The sequence below is a fragment of the Bacteriovorax stolpii genome (assembly GCF_002872415.1).
Classification (GTDB): Bacteria; Bdellovibrionota; Bacteriovoracia; order Bacteriovoracales; family Bacteriovoracaceae; genus Bacteriovorax; species Bacteriovorax stolpii.
In genome coordinates this window covers 1,576,485-1,594,411 of record NZ_CP025704.1, presented here as the reverse complement: position 1 = coordinate 1,594,411, position 17,927 = coordinate 1,576,485, and the positions used below count along the sequence as shown (strand labels likewise).

19 protein-coding genes are annotated in these 17,927 nt (G+C 41.0%); 8 read left to right on the top strand and 11 right to left on the bottom strand.

The features are described 5' to 3' along the window. Positions 1–17: 17 nt before the first annotated feature. Both sucD and sucC read right to left on the bottom strand, forming a co-directional pair. Positions 18–917 carry a succinate--CoA ligase subunit alpha gene (gene sucD / locus C0V70_RS07940; RefSeq protein WP_102243330.1) on the bottom strand — a complete coding sequence of 300 codons (900 nt, stop codon included), beginning with the start codon at positions 915–917 and terminating at the stop codon, positions 18–20. A gap of 2 nt (positions 918–919) precedes the next feature. Next, positions 920–2,086, bottom strand: a complete 1,167-nt coding sequence (gene sucC, locus C0V70_RS07935; RefSeq protein WP_102243329.1) for an ADP-forming succinate--CoA ligase subunit beta — start codon at positions 2,084–2,086, stop codon at positions 920–922. 191 nt (positions 2,087–2,277) lie between these two features. Here sucC and C0V70_RS07930 point away from each other — a divergent pair, with 191 nt between their 5' ends. Then, on the top strand, positions 2,278–3,147 hold the full coding sequence (locus tag C0V70_RS07930) for an MBL fold metallo-hydrolase (protein WP_102243328.1): 870 nt from the start codon (positions 2,278–2,280) through the stop codon (positions 3,145–3,147). Position 3,148: 1 nt separating this feature from the next. Here C0V70_RS07930 and C0V70_RS07925 read toward each other — a convergent pair whose 3' ends face one another. Beyond that, entirely contained in the window at positions 3,149–4,594 is a 1,446-nt protein-coding gene (locus C0V70_RS07925) for a DUF4339 domain-containing protein (RefSeq protein WP_133566795.1), read from the bottom strand. A 37-nt stretch (positions 4,595–4,631) separates the two neighbouring features. On the opposite strand from C0V70_RS07925, the gene C0V70_RS07920 reads away from it, so the two are divergent. Next, the gene (locus C0V70_RS07920) at positions 4,632–5,546 is read left to right on the top strand and encodes an arginase family protein (protein ID WP_102243326.1); all 915 of its coding nucleotides are present in this window, start codon (positions 4,632–4,634) and stop codon (positions 5,544–5,546) included. Next, complete coding sequence (locus tag C0V70_RS07915; RefSeq protein WP_102243325.1) at positions 5,546–6,787, top strand: sensor histidine kinase; 1,242 nt, start codon at positions 5,546–5,548, stop codon at positions 6,785–6,787. The genes C0V70_RS07920 and C0V70_RS07915 overlap by 1 nt, the downstream gene beginning before the upstream one ends. On the opposite strand, the gene C0V70_RS07910 is transcribed toward C0V70_RS07915, so the two are convergent. Together C0V70_RS07910 and C0V70_RS07905 are read right to left on the bottom strand one after the other, a co-directional pair. Further along, positions 6,784–7,341, bottom strand: coding sequence for a pentapeptide repeat-containing protein (locus tag C0V70_RS07910; protein ID WP_102243324.1), 558 nt, complete (start codon positions 7,339–7,341; stop codon positions 6,784–6,786). The genes C0V70_RS07915 and C0V70_RS07910 overlap by 4 nt on opposite strands. Further along, a complete protein-coding gene (locus C0V70_RS07905; RefSeq protein ID WP_133566796.1) occupies positions 7,341–7,790 on the bottom strand; it encodes a hypothetical protein in 450 nt (149 codons plus the stop codon). The genes C0V70_RS07910 and C0V70_RS07905 overlap by 1 nt, the downstream gene beginning before the upstream one ends. A 710-nt stretch (positions 7,791–8,500) precedes the next feature. Here C0V70_RS07905 and C0V70_RS07900 point away from each other — a divergent pair. Genes C0V70_RS07900 through C0V70_RS07890 form a run of 3 tightly spaced genes read left to right on the top strand, consistent with a single transcriptional unit; the run spans position 8,501 to position 10,267 of the window. After that, a complete protein-coding gene (locus C0V70_RS07900; protein WP_133566797.1) occupies positions 8,501–9,157 on the top strand; it encodes a hypothetical protein in 657 nt (218 codons plus the stop codon). Continuing rightward, on the top strand, positions 9,150–9,890 hold the full coding sequence (locus C0V70_RS07895; protein WP_102243321.1) for a hypothetical protein: 741 nt from the start codon (positions 9,150–9,152) through the stop codon (positions 9,888–9,890). The genes C0V70_RS07900 and C0V70_RS07895 overlap by 8 nt, the downstream gene beginning before the upstream one ends. A 5-nt stretch (positions 9,891–9,895) precedes the next feature. Next, a complete protein-coding gene (locus C0V70_RS07890) occupies positions 9,896–10,267 on the top strand; it encodes an RDD family protein (protein WP_102243320.1) in 372 nt (123 codons plus the stop codon). Between the two features lie 76 nt (positions 10,268–10,343). Here C0V70_RS07890 and C0V70_RS07885 read toward each other — a convergent pair whose 3' ends face one another. The 6 genes from C0V70_RS07885 to C0V70_RS07860 all read right to left on the bottom strand — a co-directional run bounded on the left by C0V70_RS07885 (position 10,344) and on the right by C0V70_RS07860 (position 15,093). Next, positions 10,344–11,144 (bottom strand): DsbA family protein, encoded by an 801-nt coding sequence (locus C0V70_RS07885; protein ID WP_166637365.1) that lies wholly within the window; start codon positions 11,142–11,144, stop codon positions 10,344–10,346. Between the two features lie 71 nt (positions 11,145–11,215). Continuing rightward, positions 11,216–11,899 (bottom strand): response regulator transcription factor, encoded by a 684-nt coding sequence (locus C0V70_RS07880; RefSeq protein WP_102243319.1) that lies wholly within the window; start codon positions 11,897–11,899, stop codon positions 11,216–11,218. Further along, on the bottom strand, positions 11,896–13,440 hold the full coding sequence (locus C0V70_RS07875; protein ID WP_102243318.1) for an ATP-binding protein: 1,545 nt from the start codon (positions 13,438–13,440) through the stop codon (positions 11,896–11,898). The genes C0V70_RS07880 and C0V70_RS07875 overlap by 4 nt, the downstream gene beginning before the upstream one ends. A gap of 65 nt (positions 13,441–13,505) precedes the next feature. Then, positions 13,506–13,739: a hypothetical protein gene (locus C0V70_RS07870; RefSeq protein WP_102243317.1), complete on the bottom strand. Its 234-nt coding sequence runs from the start codon at positions 13,737–13,739 to the stop codon at positions 13,506–13,508. A gap of 11 nt (positions 13,740–13,750) precedes the next feature. Then, positions 13,751–14,653, bottom strand: a complete 903-nt coding sequence (gene rimK / locus C0V70_RS07865; RefSeq protein ID WP_102243316.1) for a 30S ribosomal protein S6--L-glutamate ligase — start codon at positions 14,651–14,653, stop codon at positions 13,751–13,753. Then, on the bottom strand, positions 14,650–15,093 hold the full coding sequence (locus C0V70_RS07860) for an ATP-dependent zinc protease family protein (RefSeq protein ID WP_102243315.1): 444 nt from the start codon (positions 15,091–15,093) through the stop codon (positions 14,650–14,652). Before C0V70_RS07860 ends, rimK begins: the two co-directional genes overlap by 4 nt. A 199-nt stretch (positions 15,094–15,292) precedes the next feature. Here C0V70_RS07860 and C0V70_RS07855 point away from each other — a divergent pair, with 199 nt between their 5' ends. Together C0V70_RS07855 and C0V70_RS07850 are read left to right on the top strand one after the other, a co-directional pair. Continuing rightward, positions 15,293–15,967, top strand: a complete 675-nt coding sequence (locus C0V70_RS07855; RefSeq protein WP_102243314.1) for a succinate dehydrogenase cytochrome b subunit — start codon at positions 15,293–15,295, stop codon at positions 15,965–15,967. A gap of 1 nt (position 15,968) precedes the next feature. Then, a complete protein-coding gene (locus C0V70_RS07850; RefSeq protein ID WP_102243313.1) occupies positions 15,969–17,906 on the top strand; it encodes a fumarate reductase/succinate dehydrogenase flavoprotein subunit in 1,938 nt (645 codons plus the stop codon). Positions 17,907–17,927: the final 21 nt, after the last annotated feature.

Here is a 17,927-nt window from a genome sequence, read left to right as displayed (position 1 = left end):
ATAGAAAACAACTAAAATTATGAATTACGGATTGTTACGTTTTTTGCTTTCATTGCTTCTTCAAGCTTAGAAGCAAGATCAGCAGGGCTTCTCGCCACAGTGATACCACACTCTTCTAAAACTTTGAATTTCGCTGCTGCTGTATCGTCTTCTCCAGAGATTAGAGCACCTGCGTGACCCATTCTCTTTCCTTTTGGAGCGGCAGCCCCTGCGATAAATCCAACAACTGGCTTCTTCATGTTCTTTTGGATCCATCTAGCAGCGTCAGTTTCAGCTGAGCCCCCGATTTCCCCGATCATGATAACACCATCTGTGTCCGGATCTTTATTGAACATCTCTAAAACGTCAATAAAGTTTGTACCGTTTACAGGGTCACCACCGATACCAACACATGTTGATTGACCGATACCACGAGCTGTTAGCTGTCCAACCGCTTCGTAAGTAAGTGTTCCAGAACGAGAGATGATCCCGATTCTTCCTGGAAGGTGGATGTGTCCTGGCATGATTCCGATTTTACACTGACCTGGAGTGATAACACCTGGGCAGTTCGGACCGACTAAACGAACTTCTGGGTTTCTTGATAGGGCGTCTTTTACTTTAACCATATCTAGAATAGGAATCCCTTCAGTGATTGTGATGATGATAGGAAGTTTTGCTTCGATACACTCTAAGATAGCGTCAGCAGCAAACGGAGGTGGTACGAAAACCATTGCAGCGTTAGCTTCTGTTTTTTTAACAGCTTCTTTTACAGTGTTGAATACCGGCCATCCTTCGTGAACTGTTCCACCTTTTCCAGGTGTAACCCCACCAACAACTTTTGTCCCGTAGGCTTCAGATTGTTTAGTGTGGAAAGTTCCTTGTTTACCAGTAATACCGATTGTGATCAGACGTGTATTTTTATCAATCATGATGGCCATGGTTATGCTCCTTTTGCAGCAGCTACTACTTTCTTAGCTGCGTCCCCTAGGTCGTTAGCAGATGTGATTGCTAGACCTGATTCATTTAAGATTTTCTTTCCTAGCTCTACGTTTGTTCCTTCAAGGCGAACAACTAGAGGAACGTTTAGAGATACAGCGCGAGCTGCTGCTACTACACCTTCAGCAATAATGTCACACTTCATGATTCCTCCGAAGATGTTAACAAGGATTGCTTTTACGTTTGGATCAGAAAGGATGATTCTGAAAGCTTGCTCTACAGCTTCTTTCGTGGCTCCACCACCTACGTCCAGGAAGTTCGCAGCGTTTCCACCGTGAAGTTTTACGATATCTAGAGTTGCCATAGCAAGACCAGCACCGTTTACAAGACACCCGATGTTTCCATCAAGTTCAATATAAGAAAGGCCGTATTTTGAAGCTTCAACTTCTTTAGCTGATTCTTCAGTTAAGTCTCTGTAGGCCGCGATTTCAGGGTGTCTGAACATTGCGTTTTCATCGAAGTTAAGTTTAGCGTCTAGTGCGATGATTGTGTTGTCAGCTGTTAAGACAAGAGGGTTGATCTCTGCGATTGAACAGTCTGATTCAGTGTAAAGTTTGTATAGACCTTTGTAGAAAGCGTCTGCTTCTTTTGCTTGAGCAGCATCTAATCCAAGTGCATTTGAAAGAATTCTTCCAATGTATGGCTGGTATCCAGCTCCTGGTTCAACCGGAACTTTTACGATAGCTTCTGGGTTTTTGTGAGCGACTTCTTCAATCTCCACTCCACCTTCTTTTGAGGCCATGAATGTTACTTTAGAAGTGTTTCTATCTAGAACGATCCCAAGGTAAAATTCCTTAGCGATGTTACAGCCTTCTTCAATAAGAAGAGTGTTTACTTTTTTTCCTTCTGGACCTGTTTGGTGAGTCACAAGCGTTGAGTGAAGGATGTCTGTCGCGTATTTTTTGACTTCGTCTAATGACTTAGCAACTTTTACTCCACCAGCTTTCCCTCTACCACCAGCGTGGATTTGAGCTTTAACAACCCAAACTTTTCCGCCAAGAGCTTCTGCTCCCTTAACTGCATCTTCAACTGACTGAGCAGTCTTTCCGTTTAATACTTTAATACCAAATTTGCGCATCAAATCTTTTGCTTGATACTCATGGACGTTCATAGATTCTCCTCTAAAGAGTTTGTGTGAAGTGTAAGATAATAGTAAATGAGACGCCGATCATAATAATAGTCAGGCATAAGTCCTTAAAGGAACATCGCAAAAATTGATGAAAAAAAATGCCAAATCGCGAACAATTTTTTACCCTAGGGACTGCCTAGGGATCATTCTGGGCAAAAAACAGGCTTAACAATATGCAAAGTAAACAATATTTCTCTCTTGAACCTGCGCGCTTTAAACTGGATGGAGGTGCCATGTTCGGAATTATCCCCAAGCCCCTTTGGAACAAAGTTCACCCGGCCGATGAACTCAACAGGATCGAATTAGCGCTTCGTTTAGTGCTTATTAAGGATGGAAATAAAAACATCCTTATCGATACCGGCATCGGCGACTACCACGGCCAGAAGTGGGATGAGCGCTTTGGAGTTGTGGGAAAACCCTCACCACTTGAACTTGCTTTAGAAGAAGCGGGTTTAAAACCAGAGGATATCACCGATTTAATTATCTCTCACCTGCACTTTGACCACGTCGGTGGAATTGGCAAAATGGTGGATGGAAAAATCGAACCCGTTTTAAAAAAGGCCACAGTTCATCTTCATAAAAAACACTACGAGTACTCTCATCATCCAACCGACAGAGACACCGGTTCATTTCAGATTGAATACTTTGAACCTGTGATCAAATGGTATCAAGAGCACAATCAAGTGCATTTTGTCGATGGAATGGAAGGAGAGATTTTTCCAGGAATGAAGTTCAAATGCTCAATGGGGCACACGCCTTATCTGCTTCATGCTTACGATGATAAAATCATTTATATGGCCGATCTTATCCCGACATCAAACCATGTGCACATTCCATGGGTCATGGGTTATGACATTTCTCCGGGAGTGACGACAGAAGATAAAAAGGTTTTCCTGGATTTCATTGAGAGAGAAAAACTAACGATGATTTTTGAGCACGACCCGCTTTTTTATGGATCGAGCGTGATTAAAAATGTCAGAGGTGAATTTACCTGCGGGCAGAAACTAAGCTACACAGATAAAGCAGCTTACAGTATTCTCTAAATCAATTCCCGATTTTATCAATTTCAGCTGATAAAAGTGTAATATTGGCGTCGATTTGCGACTTGATATTTTTATAGCGCCCTTCAAATTTTGCTCTCAATGCATTTTTTTCGGCGCTATTAAACTTATTTAGTTTCTTCGTTTCTACAATCATGTCAGAAGCAAGCTCACCGATTTGCTTGCCCATCATCATTTGCGTTTTAAAGGAAGCAATCTTATTTTTTGGAGCCTCTTCATCGCCTTCAAATTTCTTCGAGTTTTCATTGGCCGCAACAACTAGTGACTGAATAATTGGAGAGACTTCTTTGACGTAACCTCTTTCAAACCCATCCATGTCCTTTGCCCTCTTCACACTCTCCAGAGTCAAGATATAGTTTTCCATTGTCTTGGTTAAAAGCGACTGGAAAGTCTGGAAGCGCTCAAGCTTATCCGCAAAAGGCTTAATCTTTTCTTCAACGATGCGCTCGCGGTACTGAGCAAGCTTGGTTTCAAATTCGCGAGGTGTGCCGGCATAAATCAGAGCAGACGTATGGTAAGTAAATGTCGTGTTCAGTTTCTTAAAAAAACCAATATCATTTAAGAACCTAAACTTTCTATTTAGGAAATGAATGCGTCTTCCGGTGAAGTCGATATTGTATTCGCCCGGAACAAACTGCGGCCCTTTTGTTAGCTGCATACGCGAGAATTCACCTAAGTGATTGCGGATCACTCCGCGGACCATGATTTCCACATCGTCAGTTCCCAGCGTGCGCTTTGGCAGCGACTGCATTTTAATGATTGAAACAATCTCACCTTCTTTGTTTGAAGAAGCATAGAGAGTTTTTCCATCAAGAGAAAGCGCCATCGTCATGGCAAAAGAAGGAGTCTTTTGGGTCGCCACTTCCTGAAGTTTTTCCAGGTACACTGGCATCATCCCTTTGATCCTGATTTGAATCGCGGAGCTTTGCTCGTTCGTGTAAAACCATCCGACAACCAGAATAAAAATCGAAACAATAAGCCCTAAAATCACTTTAGGGTCAGTAATAGAAAAACGATCGCTCTCTTCTTTTTTAAAGACGCGCTTTTTCCCATCTGGATTTAAAATCGCATCCAGAGGAATCGGTGGTGGTTCATCCTCATCCATTTCAACAGGAGCGGGCCTCTTTGCCGTTTTTGGCATTGGTGGAGGCAAATCATCCGGAAGATCAGGAAGGCTTGGCAGATCTGGCAAACTGGCCTTTGGCGCTGGCGGAGGTGGTGCTGTTTTATTGACTAAAAACTGCAATTCGCGGGTTTTTCCCAGCGCTTCCCATTTTTCGGCCCCTTCGCGCCATACCAATGACTGGGCATTGATCTCACCGACGCTAACAAACTCCTCCATTTCCTCAATAGAAAACGGACCGAGATGGTGGGTGCCTTTAAATATAAACCATTCTTTATTCATTTGATCTTTTAATGATATACTCACACTAAATTTTGGTAAACGCTAAACTATAGGGTGCCCTATGAAAAATGATCCGATCCTCTTAAACGCCAGTACTCGCGACCAAGAACGCGTGATTGCCGGAAAGTCTAAACCGAGTGAAGCGAGCATCCTTTTTCTAAAATCCTCTTCCGACATCGGGACCATCAGAAACATGGGAAGACGTGGCTCTGGCTACGCCCCAGAAGCGATTCTTAACATTGTCAAAAAATTGGCCCTCCATAATAAAGAGACTTGGTCTGATATTGAAGTGGCCAATCCAGAGCTTGAAAAAGAAAGTTTTGAGCATGCTCAATCGGAATACGCGAAAGCACTCTCTACTGCTTTATCAAGCTATACCCAGGCAAAAATGTTCATTCATTTAGGCGGAGGCCACGACCACGTCTACCCGCTTTTAAAGGCGATGAACACCCTTTCAAAAAAAATCAAAGTCATCAATATCGACGCCCACCTGGACACACGAATCGACACTTTTGTGAATTCGGGAACACCATTTAGGCAATTTGCCAACGAATTTGAAGGCCAGTTTGAATTGATTCAACTTGGGATTCACGATTTTGCCAATACAAAAACGACGATGAATGAACTTGGTAAAGCAAAAGAAGTCGTAGCGACTTATGATGACTTAAAAAACCTGACTCAAAATTTTACCAATAACCGCAAACTATTTGAGCGCATGATTCCTTATGACCGCGATGCCCTTTATCTCTTTAGCCTGGATGCTGATGCTCTTGATGCTGGAGTGATGGAAGGAGTGAGCGCTGTTAACCACCGTGGTCTTCCCTACCATTTTGTTGAAGAGCTTCTGACTTATTCACTTGATGTGCTCAAAACGCGCCATTTTGGTATTTACGAATACAATCCTGTTTACGACAACCTTTCTCAAAAAGGGGCAAGGGCCTTGGCCGGTCTTCTTTACAAAATAATGGATCATTGATGCTTAGAGTACTTAATGACCTTGAAGAAGTTCAATCTTTAAGAAGAGTAAGAATTTTTCTTTTTAGCTCCGCCATTTGCAGCATGCTTTTTTATTACCTGATGACTGCGCTGAATTCATCTTATATTGATGACATCCGTGGACGCTTGGCCATTAGTGTGGCTGCGCTCATTTTTCTTGTGGCCACTTTTTTTCTTAAAGAGCCGCTAAAATGGGGACGTTTTCTCCTGCGCCTTTGCACAGTTGGCTTCATCCTTTTTTACTTATACTTGTTACAACTCAATCACTGGTCTACTTTTCACTGCTGGTCTTACTTTGTTGTGGCCTCAATTATTTGTTCCACATCTATGACCTGGAATAATTATTTATTACATGCCTCATTAGGTTTGGGCGGGCCACTTCTTCTTAGTGCGATGTCACCTTTGACTCCTTTAGAATTGCTGCATTTCCATGCCGCCAATCTGGCCTCCTTTGCCATTATTGGTGTTGCTGTTCATTCTAATACTCAATACAAACAAGAAGTTCTTAAGTTAACTAAAAACCTGATAGAGCAATCCAAGATGACGGCCCTAGGTGAAATGGCCGGGGGAGTTGCCCACGAGATCAATAACCCACTGGCCATTATAAAAGTCTCACTGGAGCAAATGGAAAGAATTCCTCTTGAATCAAGCAATGATAAAGAAAAATTCGATAAACTGGCCGATAAAATCTCACGCATGGTCATCAGGATCAACAAACTCACAAGCGCGCTGAAAGATTTCTCTATTGATGGTCACCTTCAAGAAAACCGCTCCCATAACATAAACGAGTTGATTGAAACGGCGATCTCTCTTTGTCATCAGAAATTTAAACACACTGAAACACTGGTGCACTTTACTCCTTTAGCAGATACACCAATGCTAAAATGTAAAAGTAATCAAATCGTGCAGGCCATTTTTAATCTATGTAACAATGCCTTTGAGGCCACAAGAAATACTTCTTCACCTCAAATCGAAGTTAAACTTGTCAGGGACCAACACGATTATATCGTTCATGTCATCGACAATGGCATCGGGATCAGGTCTGAAGATATTGGCAAAATGATGGAGCCTTTTTTTACAACAAAAGAGGCCGATAAAAATTTAGGTTTAGGGCTCAGCGTGGCCCATGGTGTGGCCAAGGCCCATGGAGGAAGCTTGAGTTTTATGCCAGAAGAAAGGCAGACACACTTTATTTTAAGGCTGCCACATTCACTGACCTAATCAATCACAATATCTAAAGAGCTCAAAAGTGAGAGCGCTTCAGGCACACTGAATTTCGCTTTTTTTACCGTCGTCTCACGCACATCAATGAAATACTCCTTGGCCCCTCTAAAGTCGGCCTCAGATAAATTAGCGCGGTTAAAAACAGCTCCCTTTAAATGAGAGCCCGAAAAATCTGCCTTCATAAGAACAGCTTCATAAAAATCCGCTTCCGTCAGACGGCACTCTTTAAAGACAGCGCTCTTTAGACTCATGCCTTGAAAGACACTGTAATCGAGCACACATTCTGTGAAAGAGCACCCAGAAGCATTCGAAGCTTCAACCCAGTTTAAACCAATGAGTTTGCATTTTTTAAAGACACCACTTCTGATATGAGTGCTCTTTAAAGAAATATTGCTGAAGTTGCAATCGGTGAATTGGCAATCGAGGAATTTAAAGTGGCTCATATTCACAGGAGTGAAATCCACTCCTTGAAAACGGCACTCGACAAATTCGGCACGGGCGACACTTGGATCAAAAGAGCTATAAGTCTCCCCTTCAAAGTAATCATTCATTAAAAGAAGAACCTTCCACCAAGACCGGCCTGAAAATCGCCATCGGTAGACTTAATCAAACGCAGGGCCGGAACAAGCTCTCCAAAAAGAACAATTGGTGAGTTTGGAATTCGCCAGTCAATCCCCAGAGGAATACGCGCGCCTAAGGCGACATCATCATCGTGTTTTTTATCTTCAATTTTAAAGAAAAGACCAATCCCTGCATAAGGAACCACAGGAACAGAACCCTGGAAAAGATTTGGTAAGTGAAATTTGTAATCACCAATAAAAACCCATTCCTTATCCCACGTGTAGGCGAAATAAAAATCGGTGAATTGTTGAGCATTGATCTTGTGTTGAAATGTAATCCCCGAAGGGTCACCAAACACAATCCCTGCTCCGTTGTTTCCTTCGGCCATAACTTGAGTCGTACTAAATAATAAAGCGATTAAGCAAATGAGTTTCTTCATGATAAAAATCCAGGCTGAGTATTTAAGACAAATATTAAAGAAGTCATGATGATTATAAAAGAAGTGGGCTAAAACAAAAAAGCCCAGTGCATATTTCAGCAATGGGCTTTTTGAGAGACATTCACAGGAGGTCTAAAAAAATCCTTTTAATAGATTCTCCACACACACACTAATACCTATTGCAGGAGCTGTGCCAACTTTTAAAAGGCCTATTAGAGCACCTAATAGTGTGGATAAGAAGGCTAACTGTTTGATATATCGTAACTAAACTTACATTATGTAAGTCACTAATTTGACGATAAATCACTTTAGTAAGTCATTAAAATGACGGAGTACTCTTACTGAATCTTACTCCTAAAGCTCTGATCCTGAAAAATGACACCAAAGAATGAATAGTGGAATCTGAAGAAGAAGAAGAAGAAGAAGAAGAAGAAGAAGAAGAAGAAGAAGAATAACGAAATCTCCAAAGGGATCTTAATATTCTCACTATTTTTATATCAAAGCGAAATAGTCATCTTTTTTTGTCAGTCTTCTACGTAAAATTTATTAATCCTTGCAATAAGTATTCCGATAGAATTATTGTCGGAGTTCAAAACATTAAAGCAAAAATTCATCTACTACTTTTCATTTCTATCAAACTCATCAGCAGCTTTGGAGTTCTCTATTTTTTGCCAGTAGAATCTAAGCAGTTTTTACAAACTCTAAAAAAAGTGGATGATCTCGATTTTAAAAAACGAATTGAAATGCAAAAGGATTTTGCAAAATTCTACTTAGAGAAATACATAAATAAAAAAATTCCAATTCAAAAGCTTAGCTTCTTTACGATATTCAAAAACAACGTAAATATTGTTCCCTCTAATCTAGGAATAACATTTCCCATGTATTTAGCCACAACAGCTGAAAAGAGGGAAATGCTCCCATTGAAATCATTTATAATAGGAGAAGAGGTCACTGTTTTAGATGTCACTTTTCAACAAAATAATGATTTTTCTCTTTATTCTGACGAAGTACTGATTAAAGTTTCCTATAAGGATGAAATTTTAAACGTTCCATTACCTACATTTGATGAAATTTTCCTAGTTAATGATGATAAAGCCGAGACACCTCTTTCAAGTGATTATCCAAAACACTTTAAATATTGTGATTCAAAAATAAGTAATAAAAAAGCCTACACAGTAGAAGATATGCAAGCAAATCTTAAGACTTTAAAAGAAAGTAACATCTTCTTGAAAGACGTTGGGGTTCTCTATCCTGATAGCAATGGAACTTATTGCTTTGACACAAGCGTAACTGATTTAGAGTCTGAACTTTCAATAGTGATGAATCATGCATTCGTTTTTCAAGCGAGGGTTGAGGTTCATGAATAACATTTTTAGAAATTTCATTATCCCTTATTTAATATTAGTGATTTTGGTTCTAATAGAACTGAAATTACAGTCGAATTTACCTGAAAGAAAAGATTTATTTTCTACAAAGCTAGAGAGCAAGGATTATGTAATAAAAGAAATGTATCTAAAGACCCCCCATATACTACTCTACTCTGAGAAATCAAAAAGTATGAGTACATTGCTTGACTTAAATGACTATTCCCTTATTGGAAAAAGCGAAATATTAAATCCCCATGCAAAAATAAAGCTTTTACCGAAGGGTGAAAAAATTATTTTCTACAAAGCAAAGGATGACAAATATTTCTTAGATCATTTTCGCTATGAGGATCTAGAAGGCACAATTCAAAAAAGTGCTAAAGTATTGGAAAGTGAAATGGGACAAGCACCAGAGAAAAAGACCCCCCACCCACTTTCATCAGCTCTAGAAATGACAAATCAAAACAAACCTGCAGTTACAAATCTTTGTCTTCGTTTTCGCGATTCTTCATTTGGTGAAGCGATTAGCCAAGAGGCACCTGCTTCAAAAATTAAAATCATTGAAGAAAGGAATGTTGAGTTTATCAGTTACCGAATTGCTAAAGATAAGCTCCAAAAAAACATACAAATATTAAAAAGTGACCTTAAGGGAAGTGCCGATAAGATGGAGCAATGTCTCACGATTCAGGTCAGTGATCTAAAATACTACTTAATGTTACGTAACTTTTATTGGTGATACTTATGGAAGAATTATTGTATAAAAGATTATCGGCAAAATTGATTGATCTTTGTCTGATTAACATATTAGCTTTACTAGTAGAGCTCAAATTTCCAAATACTTCAAAGCTTCACTTATCTATAATATTTTTCATCATTTATGAAGTCATTATTCTTTATAAGTATGATACCACTCTGGGAAAATTTTTATTTAAATTAAAAGTTTTGAATCATGATAATACTAAACTAACTCTCTTACAGCACTTTATGAGAACGAGCCTATCGCTAGTATCTATCAATCTTTTAGGGCTTGGAATTTTGTATGCATTTTTTGAAAAACAAAAACGAACTGCGCACGACAAAATCTTAAAAACTCAAATAGCTAACATAAATTAAACGTCGAAATAACAAAATTTCCAAACGTGAATGCACCTCAAATTCTCAAGGTTCACTCACGTTTGGAAAATCTTTCTTAGATTTTAATTTTGCCGCGTTTTTGAAGCTCGTCGATTAACGAAACAAAGTATTCTGTAGGGTACGCCCCTCTAACTGGCACCCCGTTTAACAGGAAGCCAGGAGTCCCCTGCATTCCGAATTTCCCTGCTTCTGCGACGTCTGCTGCAATTCTGTTTTTAACAGCGTCAGAATGTAAATCTTTTTTAAGTTTAGTCATATCTGCTCCCACCTTCTTAGCTGCAGAATCTAAGAAAGCAGTTCCTTCTTTAAGCTTGCCTTGGTTGGCGAAAACTTCGTCGTGAAACTTGAAGGCCTTGTCATTATTTTGCAGACGAATCGCCTCGAAGTATTGCGCTGAAATCATCGCTTGTTCATGGAAAGAAAGCGGTAAGTGTTTATACACAAAACGAATCTTTCCTTGATACTTTTTCATCAACTCATTAACAGTTGTGTTTCCACGTGAACAAAATGGACATTCGAAATCAGAGTATTCCACCAGTGTGATGATGGCGTCCTTGGGTCCAAGGATCGCCTCATCACTTCTGATTTCTGCCACCAGGGGGTTATTGAATGATTCTTCTAGCTGTTTCTTCTCATCGGCTTCACGGTTTTTAGCCATGGCTTCCTGAGCATTTTTAGCTGCGTTTTGGAGGGCAGTGATAAATTCGGCGGGGTGTTTTTCAATTGCTTCAGTCAAGATACTAGGGTTCTCTTTTAAGACTTTAGCCAGCTTCTCCTTCATGTCTTTCTCAGACGTCGTACAGCTCATTAAAAATGCAGTAGAAAGAAGCGCGATTGTGAAAGTGAATTTATTCATAGGTCCTCCTGATGGTAATCTCATCGTAACAGAGGACTAAATTCTTGCGTCAGTTCTTAGTAAATTGATTGTCAATTCGAATTGACATTAGAGATGGTTCCCAGGCGGTAACCAAGCCCTCTCACCGTCTCAATCACCTCATCAGACGTTTTTTGTCTGATTTGTAAGACGTGAGTGTCGACAGTTCTTGTCGTCGGATAATTCTCATAACCCCAAACCTTATCAAGTAGGTTTTCACGGGAAAAAGTCTGGCGAGGATTTTCGGCCAGAAGTTTTAAAAGCTCATACTCCATCTTGGTCATAGTCACGCGTTTGCCGTCAAAAAGAACTTCTTTATCGGCCGAATTGATAATGAGTTTCCCCATCACGATGCGCTCGTCTTTTTCTTTGGGAGCAAGTTTCTCACGAAGTTGCACGCGAACGCGCGCGACCAGTTCGCGAGACTCAAAAGGTTTCGTCATATAATCGCTGGCCCCAGTTTCCAGGCCCAGGACTTTATCAATGAGATCTGTTCTCGCTGTTAGCATAATGACAGGAATAGAAGCATTTTTTGCGCGCAATTCACGGAGAAAATCAATCCCCTGTCCATCCGGAAGCATCCAATCCAGGACAATGACATCCAGTGAATCGCTGGTGAGCTCGCGCGCCTCTTTTAGAGTCGGAGCTAAATGGGCCACAAGTCCTTCATCTTCGAGAATTTTCTTAAGAGACTTCCCTAAATTTTCATCGTCTTCAATGATAAGAACCTGTTTCATTTTTTATTCCTTAAAAAAAGCGAAAACGTTGTTGGAGTCTGATTGTATGAGAGTCTTCCATCCATCTCTCTCATAATTTTCTGCACGATACTCATTCCAAGGCCCAGACCAGCACTTGGTTTTTTACTTCTGTCGGCAGAAAGAAGTTCATCTAACGTCTTATATGGGCAAAGGCCTGAATCAGTCACAGATAAAGTCAGTGCCTCATCTGTTGTCTCCAATCTTACCACAACCGGGCTTTTTCCGTGATAAAGGGCGTTTTCCAGAAGGTTTTTTACACAAATACCAAACCAGTACACATCCAATGAAAAAGTGCGGTCAACTTCTGGAAGAATCACCTTGACGCCTTTTTCTTCGTAATCAGCGAGCATACTCTCCACTAATTCATTGATCGAAGGCACTGGGCTCAAATTGATAAAAACCAAGGACTGTCCATCGTGAGTTTGAAGATAGCTCGTGCTTTTTTCGGCCAGGCGCTTTAAGCGGTAAACTTCACCTTCCACTTTTAAAAATTCCTCTAAGACATGAGCAGGAATGGTGTCACTCTCTTTATTGATGCTTTCAACTAAAAGCATAAGGTTTGCTATCGGAGTTCGCAGTTCATGGGTGAGTACACGAAGAGCGTGTTTTTTTCTTTCTTCTTCAAATTTTTGTTGTTTGATTTTCTTGTAAAGAATCACGGCAATCAGGACTAAAACGATGATAGATCCGATAAAAAGAATAATCGATGACTGCATTAAAACAGAAATCAGTGTACGGTCATCTTTTTCCCAACAAAAGCGCCCTTCCTTATAATAGCAAGGCTCACCTTCGTCATAACTTTGCAGGAAGTAAACCTTCTCTTTTAGGTAACTATCAAGCTCTGTTCGCGGAAAAATCTTGTATGTAACATTATAATCCTGACGGTTGCGTACTAAAAAATAAGAGTCTGTGACGATGTAGCTCTCACCTTTAACCAGTAACTCAAGGTCTGATTTTTTTAAGTTAGAAAGAATTTTAAAGTTCCCTTCCAGGCTTCGGGCCGGAAGTTCTTCTAATTCATAAGCATGGAATAAGTTAAGATTTGACCTCACCCACTCTGGCGTATAAAAAGGCTCGCGCCCCGATAAAAAAGCGAGATAGGCATAACTCACACCACTTTCATGGATTAATGGTGGCGTTTCAAAAAACTGATCCGGAAGTTCACTAATTTTATTACAGCGGAAATCTTCCCAAGTTTCGCTCTTACTTTGGTAGAGCTTACTCATGAAATCGCTGGTAGATCGACAAGGTCTCGAAAAATATGTTTTTGTATTGTTGCCTTCGCGGGAAAAGGCATTTACCGGCTGAAGAAGCTGAGCGTATCTGCGCGACGGATACATCGCACTTAAGTCGATTTCAAGCACGGGCTTTTTAGTGAGTTCAAACTCTTTTTTATAACCCTGGATTTCTTGGATCTCTGCTGGCCCCGCAACACTTTTTTTCTGAAGATTGATAGCGTAATAGGCCGCCTGAAAAGACAGAAAGATGGCGGTAAATATAAGGAGGACGTACATTCTCATTGAGAATGATTATAACATCATCGCCGCCCCGTTTGTTAAGTGAATGTGGGCCGAAAGTAAATAAATCAAGGTTTCACATATTTCGAGAGCATTTGAACTGACGACGTTATGGCCTCATCCAGATCAGCGACATTATAAAGGTTGCCCACGTGAGCAAAAATCTTCTTTGATTCTTTTTGAACAATATCCACTTCTACCCAGAAGCTCTTGTTCATTTTATTAATAGACAAGCGGCCAAGAAGAAAATCCTGGCCTTCTAATTTGATGAAATACTCTGCGGGAAACTCTGTTATTTGCACTTCTATTTTCCTTAGCCGTTTCCTTTCGTCTCAGTCGAACTCTTATCCATGCGCTCAAGATACTCGATGATCATTCCAGCGACATCTTTTCCAGTCGCTGTCTCAATTCCATTTAGACCTGGAGATGAGTTAACTTCCATAATAAGAGGGCCACGTGATGACCTCAGCATATCCACACCGGCAAGGTTAAGCCCTAAGGCCTTGGTTGCATCAAGTGCTGCTTTTCTTTCTTCTTCAGTGATCTCGATAATCTTAGCTGTTCCTCCGCGGTGAAGATTACTTCTAAACTCTCCCGGTTTTGCTGTTCTCATCATCGAGGCCACGACTTCATCACCAACAACGAAACAACGAATGTCAGATCCTTTAGCTTCTCTAATAAACTCTTGAACTAAAATGTTGGCGTCCATTTCTCTAAAGGCATCGATAACCGACTCTGCTGCCGATTCTGTTTCAGCAAGAACCACTCCCTTTCCTTGTGTCCCTTCTAAAAGTTTCACAACCAGAGGTGCGCCACCAACAAGCTTGATGAGTTCCTGAGTCATTTTTGTCGAGTGAGCAAATCCTGTCACCGGAAGGCCTAATCCCTTTCTCGATAAAAGTTGTAGAGAGCGAAGTTTGTCGCGGCTTCTGGTGATGGCCACACTTTCATTTAATGAGAACACGCCCATCATTTCAAATTGACGGATAACAGCACAACCGTAGAAGGTAATTGACGCGCCAATGCGGGGAATAATCGCATTAAAATCATCCAATGCTCGGCTTTGATAGTGAACCATGGGCTTTGTGGAAGTAATATCCATGTAACACTTAAGTGTATCGATGACTTCGACTTCGTGTCCGCGCGCTTTTGCGGCCTCTACTAATCTCTTGGTTGAATACAGCCCTGAGTTTCTTGAAAGAATACCAATTTTCATTGAGTCTTTTCCTTTTTAGATTTGAGCAAGTTGTGTTTGGCCGGATTAATTAGGAATCTGCCATTTAAGGCCTCACGTCCGATGAGCATTTTAAAACCCATCAGGTCGCGGTTAATTAACGTCACTTCGATTTCAAAACGCTCTTTACCCATTTTGATTTCAGTCTTCACGACAGGTCTAATGGTCTTGTCACCGTTAGAGCTTTTAATCGCGCGCTCTTCAATAAAAGGCGACTTTATATAATGATGCTTGCCATCTTCAGTAATAAAGAGAAATTTGACGTATTTCTTACCGTTAATGTTGATGAACTCAATACTGTCTGCATGCAGGGCCGATGTCTTAGCACCTGTATCAATTTTCGCTCGCAGGTCTTTTAACTTAAATTTGGGAAGACTAACAACTTCTCGCCATCCCACAAATTGCATATCTGTATCTTTCATATTTCCTCAAATAAAACTTACCTAATAGTGCCACAGCATCTGATCAAAAAATAGTGACTTTTTTTGAGTAAAACAAGGCTAAAATTAACCTATTTAAAAAAGTCCATATTCTGCTTAACCATTCGTTTCCACTGGAGTAAAATCCTTTTGGACAACTCACATTATTTTGATAACGATTTTTTCCAAGGGGCACTTACCTATGAGTTCTAAATGTTCGTGCTCGTACCTCAACTCTGTAACTAAAAAACAGATTATGGGTGTGACGGGTCTCCTTCTTTGCGGTTTCGTTTTATCTCACTTACTCGGCAACGTTCTTCTCGTTGTTGGAAGCGACGCTTTTAACAAGTACTCGTACACGTTAACAAGCAACCCGCTTATCTATTTAGCGGAAGCTGGTCTTGGTCTTCTTTTCATCGTCCACACTGTCATGGCCATTAAGCTTGTTCTTGAAAACAAAGCGGCAAGACCTATCCAGTACCACTCGAGAAAACATTCAGGCCGTGGGGCCACGTTTGCATCGAGCACGATGCCTTTTACTGGTATCATCACTCTGATCTTTTTAATCCTTCACTTAATCAATCTGAAATTCGGTTCTCACTATGAAACTGAAGTTCATGGTGTAGTGATGAGAGACATGTACAGAACGACGATTGAGTATTTCCAAAATCCTCTTCACGTTCTTTTCTACATCGTGTGCGTGACGAGCTTAGGTATCCACGTCAGCCACGGTTTCTGGTCAGCATTTCAGTCACTGGGGTTAAACCACCCTAAGTATATGCCAAAACTAAAATGCGCAGCCTGGGCCTTCGGAATCCTTGTTTCTGTAGGATTCTCAGCGCTTTCAATTTTCTGTTATTTCCAAGGAGCACACTAATATGACAACTCCAGCTGATAAAATTAAAAAACTAGACGGGAAAGTTCCTGCAGGAGCTATTTCTGAAAAATGGAAAAACCATAAATTCCACATGAAAATCGTCAACCCTGCTAACAAGAGAAAATACTCTGTTATCATCGTTGGAACAGGGCTCGCTGGTGGATCTGCTGCCGCTTCTCTGGCCGAACTAGGGTATCATGTCACAACTTTCTGTATCCAGGATTCACCAAGACGCGCTCACTCGATTGCCGCTCAAGGTGGTATCAACGCTGCTAAAAACTATCCAAACGATGGGGACTCTGTTTACCGCCTATTCTACGACACTGTAAAAGGTGGAGATTACCGCGCTCGTGAAGCAAACGTTCACCGTCTTGCTGAAGTCGCTAACAACATCATCGATCAGTGTGTTGCTCAAGGTGTACCATTCGCTCGTGAATACGGTGGAACTCTTTCAAACAGATCTTTCGGTGGATCTCAAGTATCAAGAACTTTCTATGCCCGTGGACAAACAGGGCAACAGCTTCTCTTAGGTGCATACTCTGCAATGATGAAAGAAGTGAATAACGGAAAAGTAAAATCACTTACTCGCCGTGAAATGGTTGAGCTAGTTATCGTTAACGGTAAAGCTCGCGGTATCATCACAAGAAACCTTGTGACTGGTGAGTTCGAGCGCCACATGGCCGACGCTGTAATCTTAGCTACAGGTGGATACGGAAACGTGTTCTATCTTTCTACAAACGCTAAGGCTTCAAACGCTTCAGCTGCATTCCGCGCTTACAAAAAAGGTGCTTATTTCGGAAACCCATGTTTCACGCAAATTCACCCTACATGTATCCCGGTTTCAGGTGATCACCAATCGAAACTGACTCTAATGTCTGAGTCTCTTCGTAACGACGGACGCGTTTGGGTTCCAAAGAAAAAAGGCGACACAAGAAAGCCACAGGATATTCCTGAAGAAGAAAGAGATTACTACCTAGAGAGAATTTATCCATCATTTGGTAACCTTGTTCCTCGTGACGTAGCTTCAAGAAACGCGAAGAATATGTGCGATGCTGGTTTTGGTGTCGGGGCCACAGGTCTGGCCGTTTACCTGGATTTCTCTTCTGCAATTAAGCGCGATGGTATCGATAAAATCAGAGAAAAATACGGAAACCTTTTTGATATGTACCAACAGATTACAGATCAAGACCCGTACAAAACTCCGATGATGATCTACCCTGCTATCCACTACACAATGGGTGGTCTATGGGTTGACTATAACCTTATGTCAAACATCGAAGGTCTATTCGTTCTTGGAGAAGCAAACTTCTCTGACCACGGAGCAAACCGCCTTGGAGCTTCTGCTCTAATGCAAGGTCTAGCTGACGGGTACTTCGTTATCCCGTACACAATCGGTGATTACTTCGCTTCAAACAAATTCGAAAAGCTTGAGACATCTCACCCTGAATTTGAAAAAGCATTGAAGAACTCAAAAGAAAAATACGACAGGCTACTGGCAATCAACGGAACAAAAACGGTTGATGATTTCCACAAAGAGCTTGGAAAAGTTATGTGGGATCACGTTGGTATGGCGAGAAATGAGCAAGGTCTAAAGAAGGCCATTGATCAAATCAGAAGCATCCGCGAGAGATTCTGGAAAGATGTAAAAGTAACTGGATCAAATGTTGACGTTAACACTGAGCTTGAGAAAGCTGGTCGAGTTGCTGACTTCTTAGAGCTTGGGGAGCTTATGGCCCTTGATGCTCTAATGAGACCTGAATCATGTGGTGGACACTTCAGAGAAGAGTCTCAAACTGAAGAAGGTGAAGCAAAACGCGATGACGAGAACTACTGTCACGTTGCTGCTTGGGAATACCAAGGCGACGGCGTAGAGCCACTTCGTCACATTGAAGAACTGAAGTTTGAGAACGTAAAACTAACACAAAGATCTTACAAGTAAGGAGTCCCATATGGGTGGAAA

Bases quoted from the DNA above. Each gene is read 5' to 3' on its own strand.
- C0V70_RS07915 (WP_102243325.1), top strand. From the start codon at position 5,546: ATGCTTAGAGTACTTAATGACCTTGAAGAAGTTCAATCTTTAAGAAGA.
- rimK (WP_102243316.1), bottom strand. From the start codon at position 14,653: ATGAAAATTGGTATTCTTTCAAGAAACTCAGGGCTGTATTCAACCAAG.
- C0V70_RS07860 (WP_102243315.1), bottom strand. From the start codon at position 15,093: ATGAAAGATACAGATATGCAATTTGTGGGATGGCGAGAAGTTGTTAGT.
- C0V70_RS07880 (WP_102243319.1), bottom strand. From the start codon at position 11,899: ATGAAACAGGTTCTTATCATTGAAGACGATGAAAATTTAGGGAAGTCT.
- C0V70_RS07885 (WP_166637365.1), bottom strand. From the start codon at position 11,144: ATGAATAAATTCACTTTCACAATCGCGCTTCTTTCTACTGCATTTTTA.
- C0V70_RS07905 (WP_133566796.1), bottom strand. From the start codon at position 7,790: ATGAAGAAACTCATTTGCTTAATCGCTTTATTATTTAGTACGACTCAA.
- C0V70_RS07895 (WP_102243321.1), top strand. From the start codon at position 9,150: ATGAATAACATTTTTAGAAATTTCATTATCCCTTATTTAATATTAGTG.
- sucD (WP_102243330.1), bottom strand. From the start codon at position 917: ATGGCCATCATGATTGATAAAAATACACGTCTGATCACAATCGGTATT.
- C0V70_RS07930 (WP_102243328.1), top strand. From the start codon at position 2,278: ATGCAAAGTAAACAATATTTCTCTCTTGAACCTGCGCGCTTTAAACTG.
- C0V70_RS07910 (WP_102243324.1), bottom strand. From the start codon at position 7,341: ATGAATGATTACTTTGAAGGGGAGACTTATAGCTCTTTTGATCCAAGT.
- C0V70_RS07855 (WP_102243314.1), top strand. From the start codon at position 15,293: ATGAGTTCTAAATGTTCGTGCTCGTACCTCAACTCTGTAACTAAAAAA.
- C0V70_RS07890 (WP_102243320.1), top strand. From the start codon at position 9,896: ATGGAAGAATTATTGTATAAAAGATTATCGGCAAAATTGATTGATCTT.
- C0V70_RS07920 (WP_102243326.1), top strand. From the start codon at position 4,632: ATGAAAAATGATCCGATCCTCTTAAACGCCAGTACTCGCGACCAAGAA.
- C0V70_RS07875 (WP_102243318.1), bottom strand. From the start codon at position 13,440: ATGAGAATGTACGTCCTCCTTATATTTACCGCCATCTTTCTGTCTTTT.
- sucC (WP_102243329.1), bottom strand. From the start codon at position 2,086: ATGAACGTCCATGAGTATCAAGCAAAAGATTTGATGCGCAAATTTGGT.
- C0V70_RS07850 (WP_102243313.1), top strand. From the start codon at position 15,969: ATGACAACTCCAGCTGATAAAATTAAAAAACTAGACGGGAAAGTTCCT.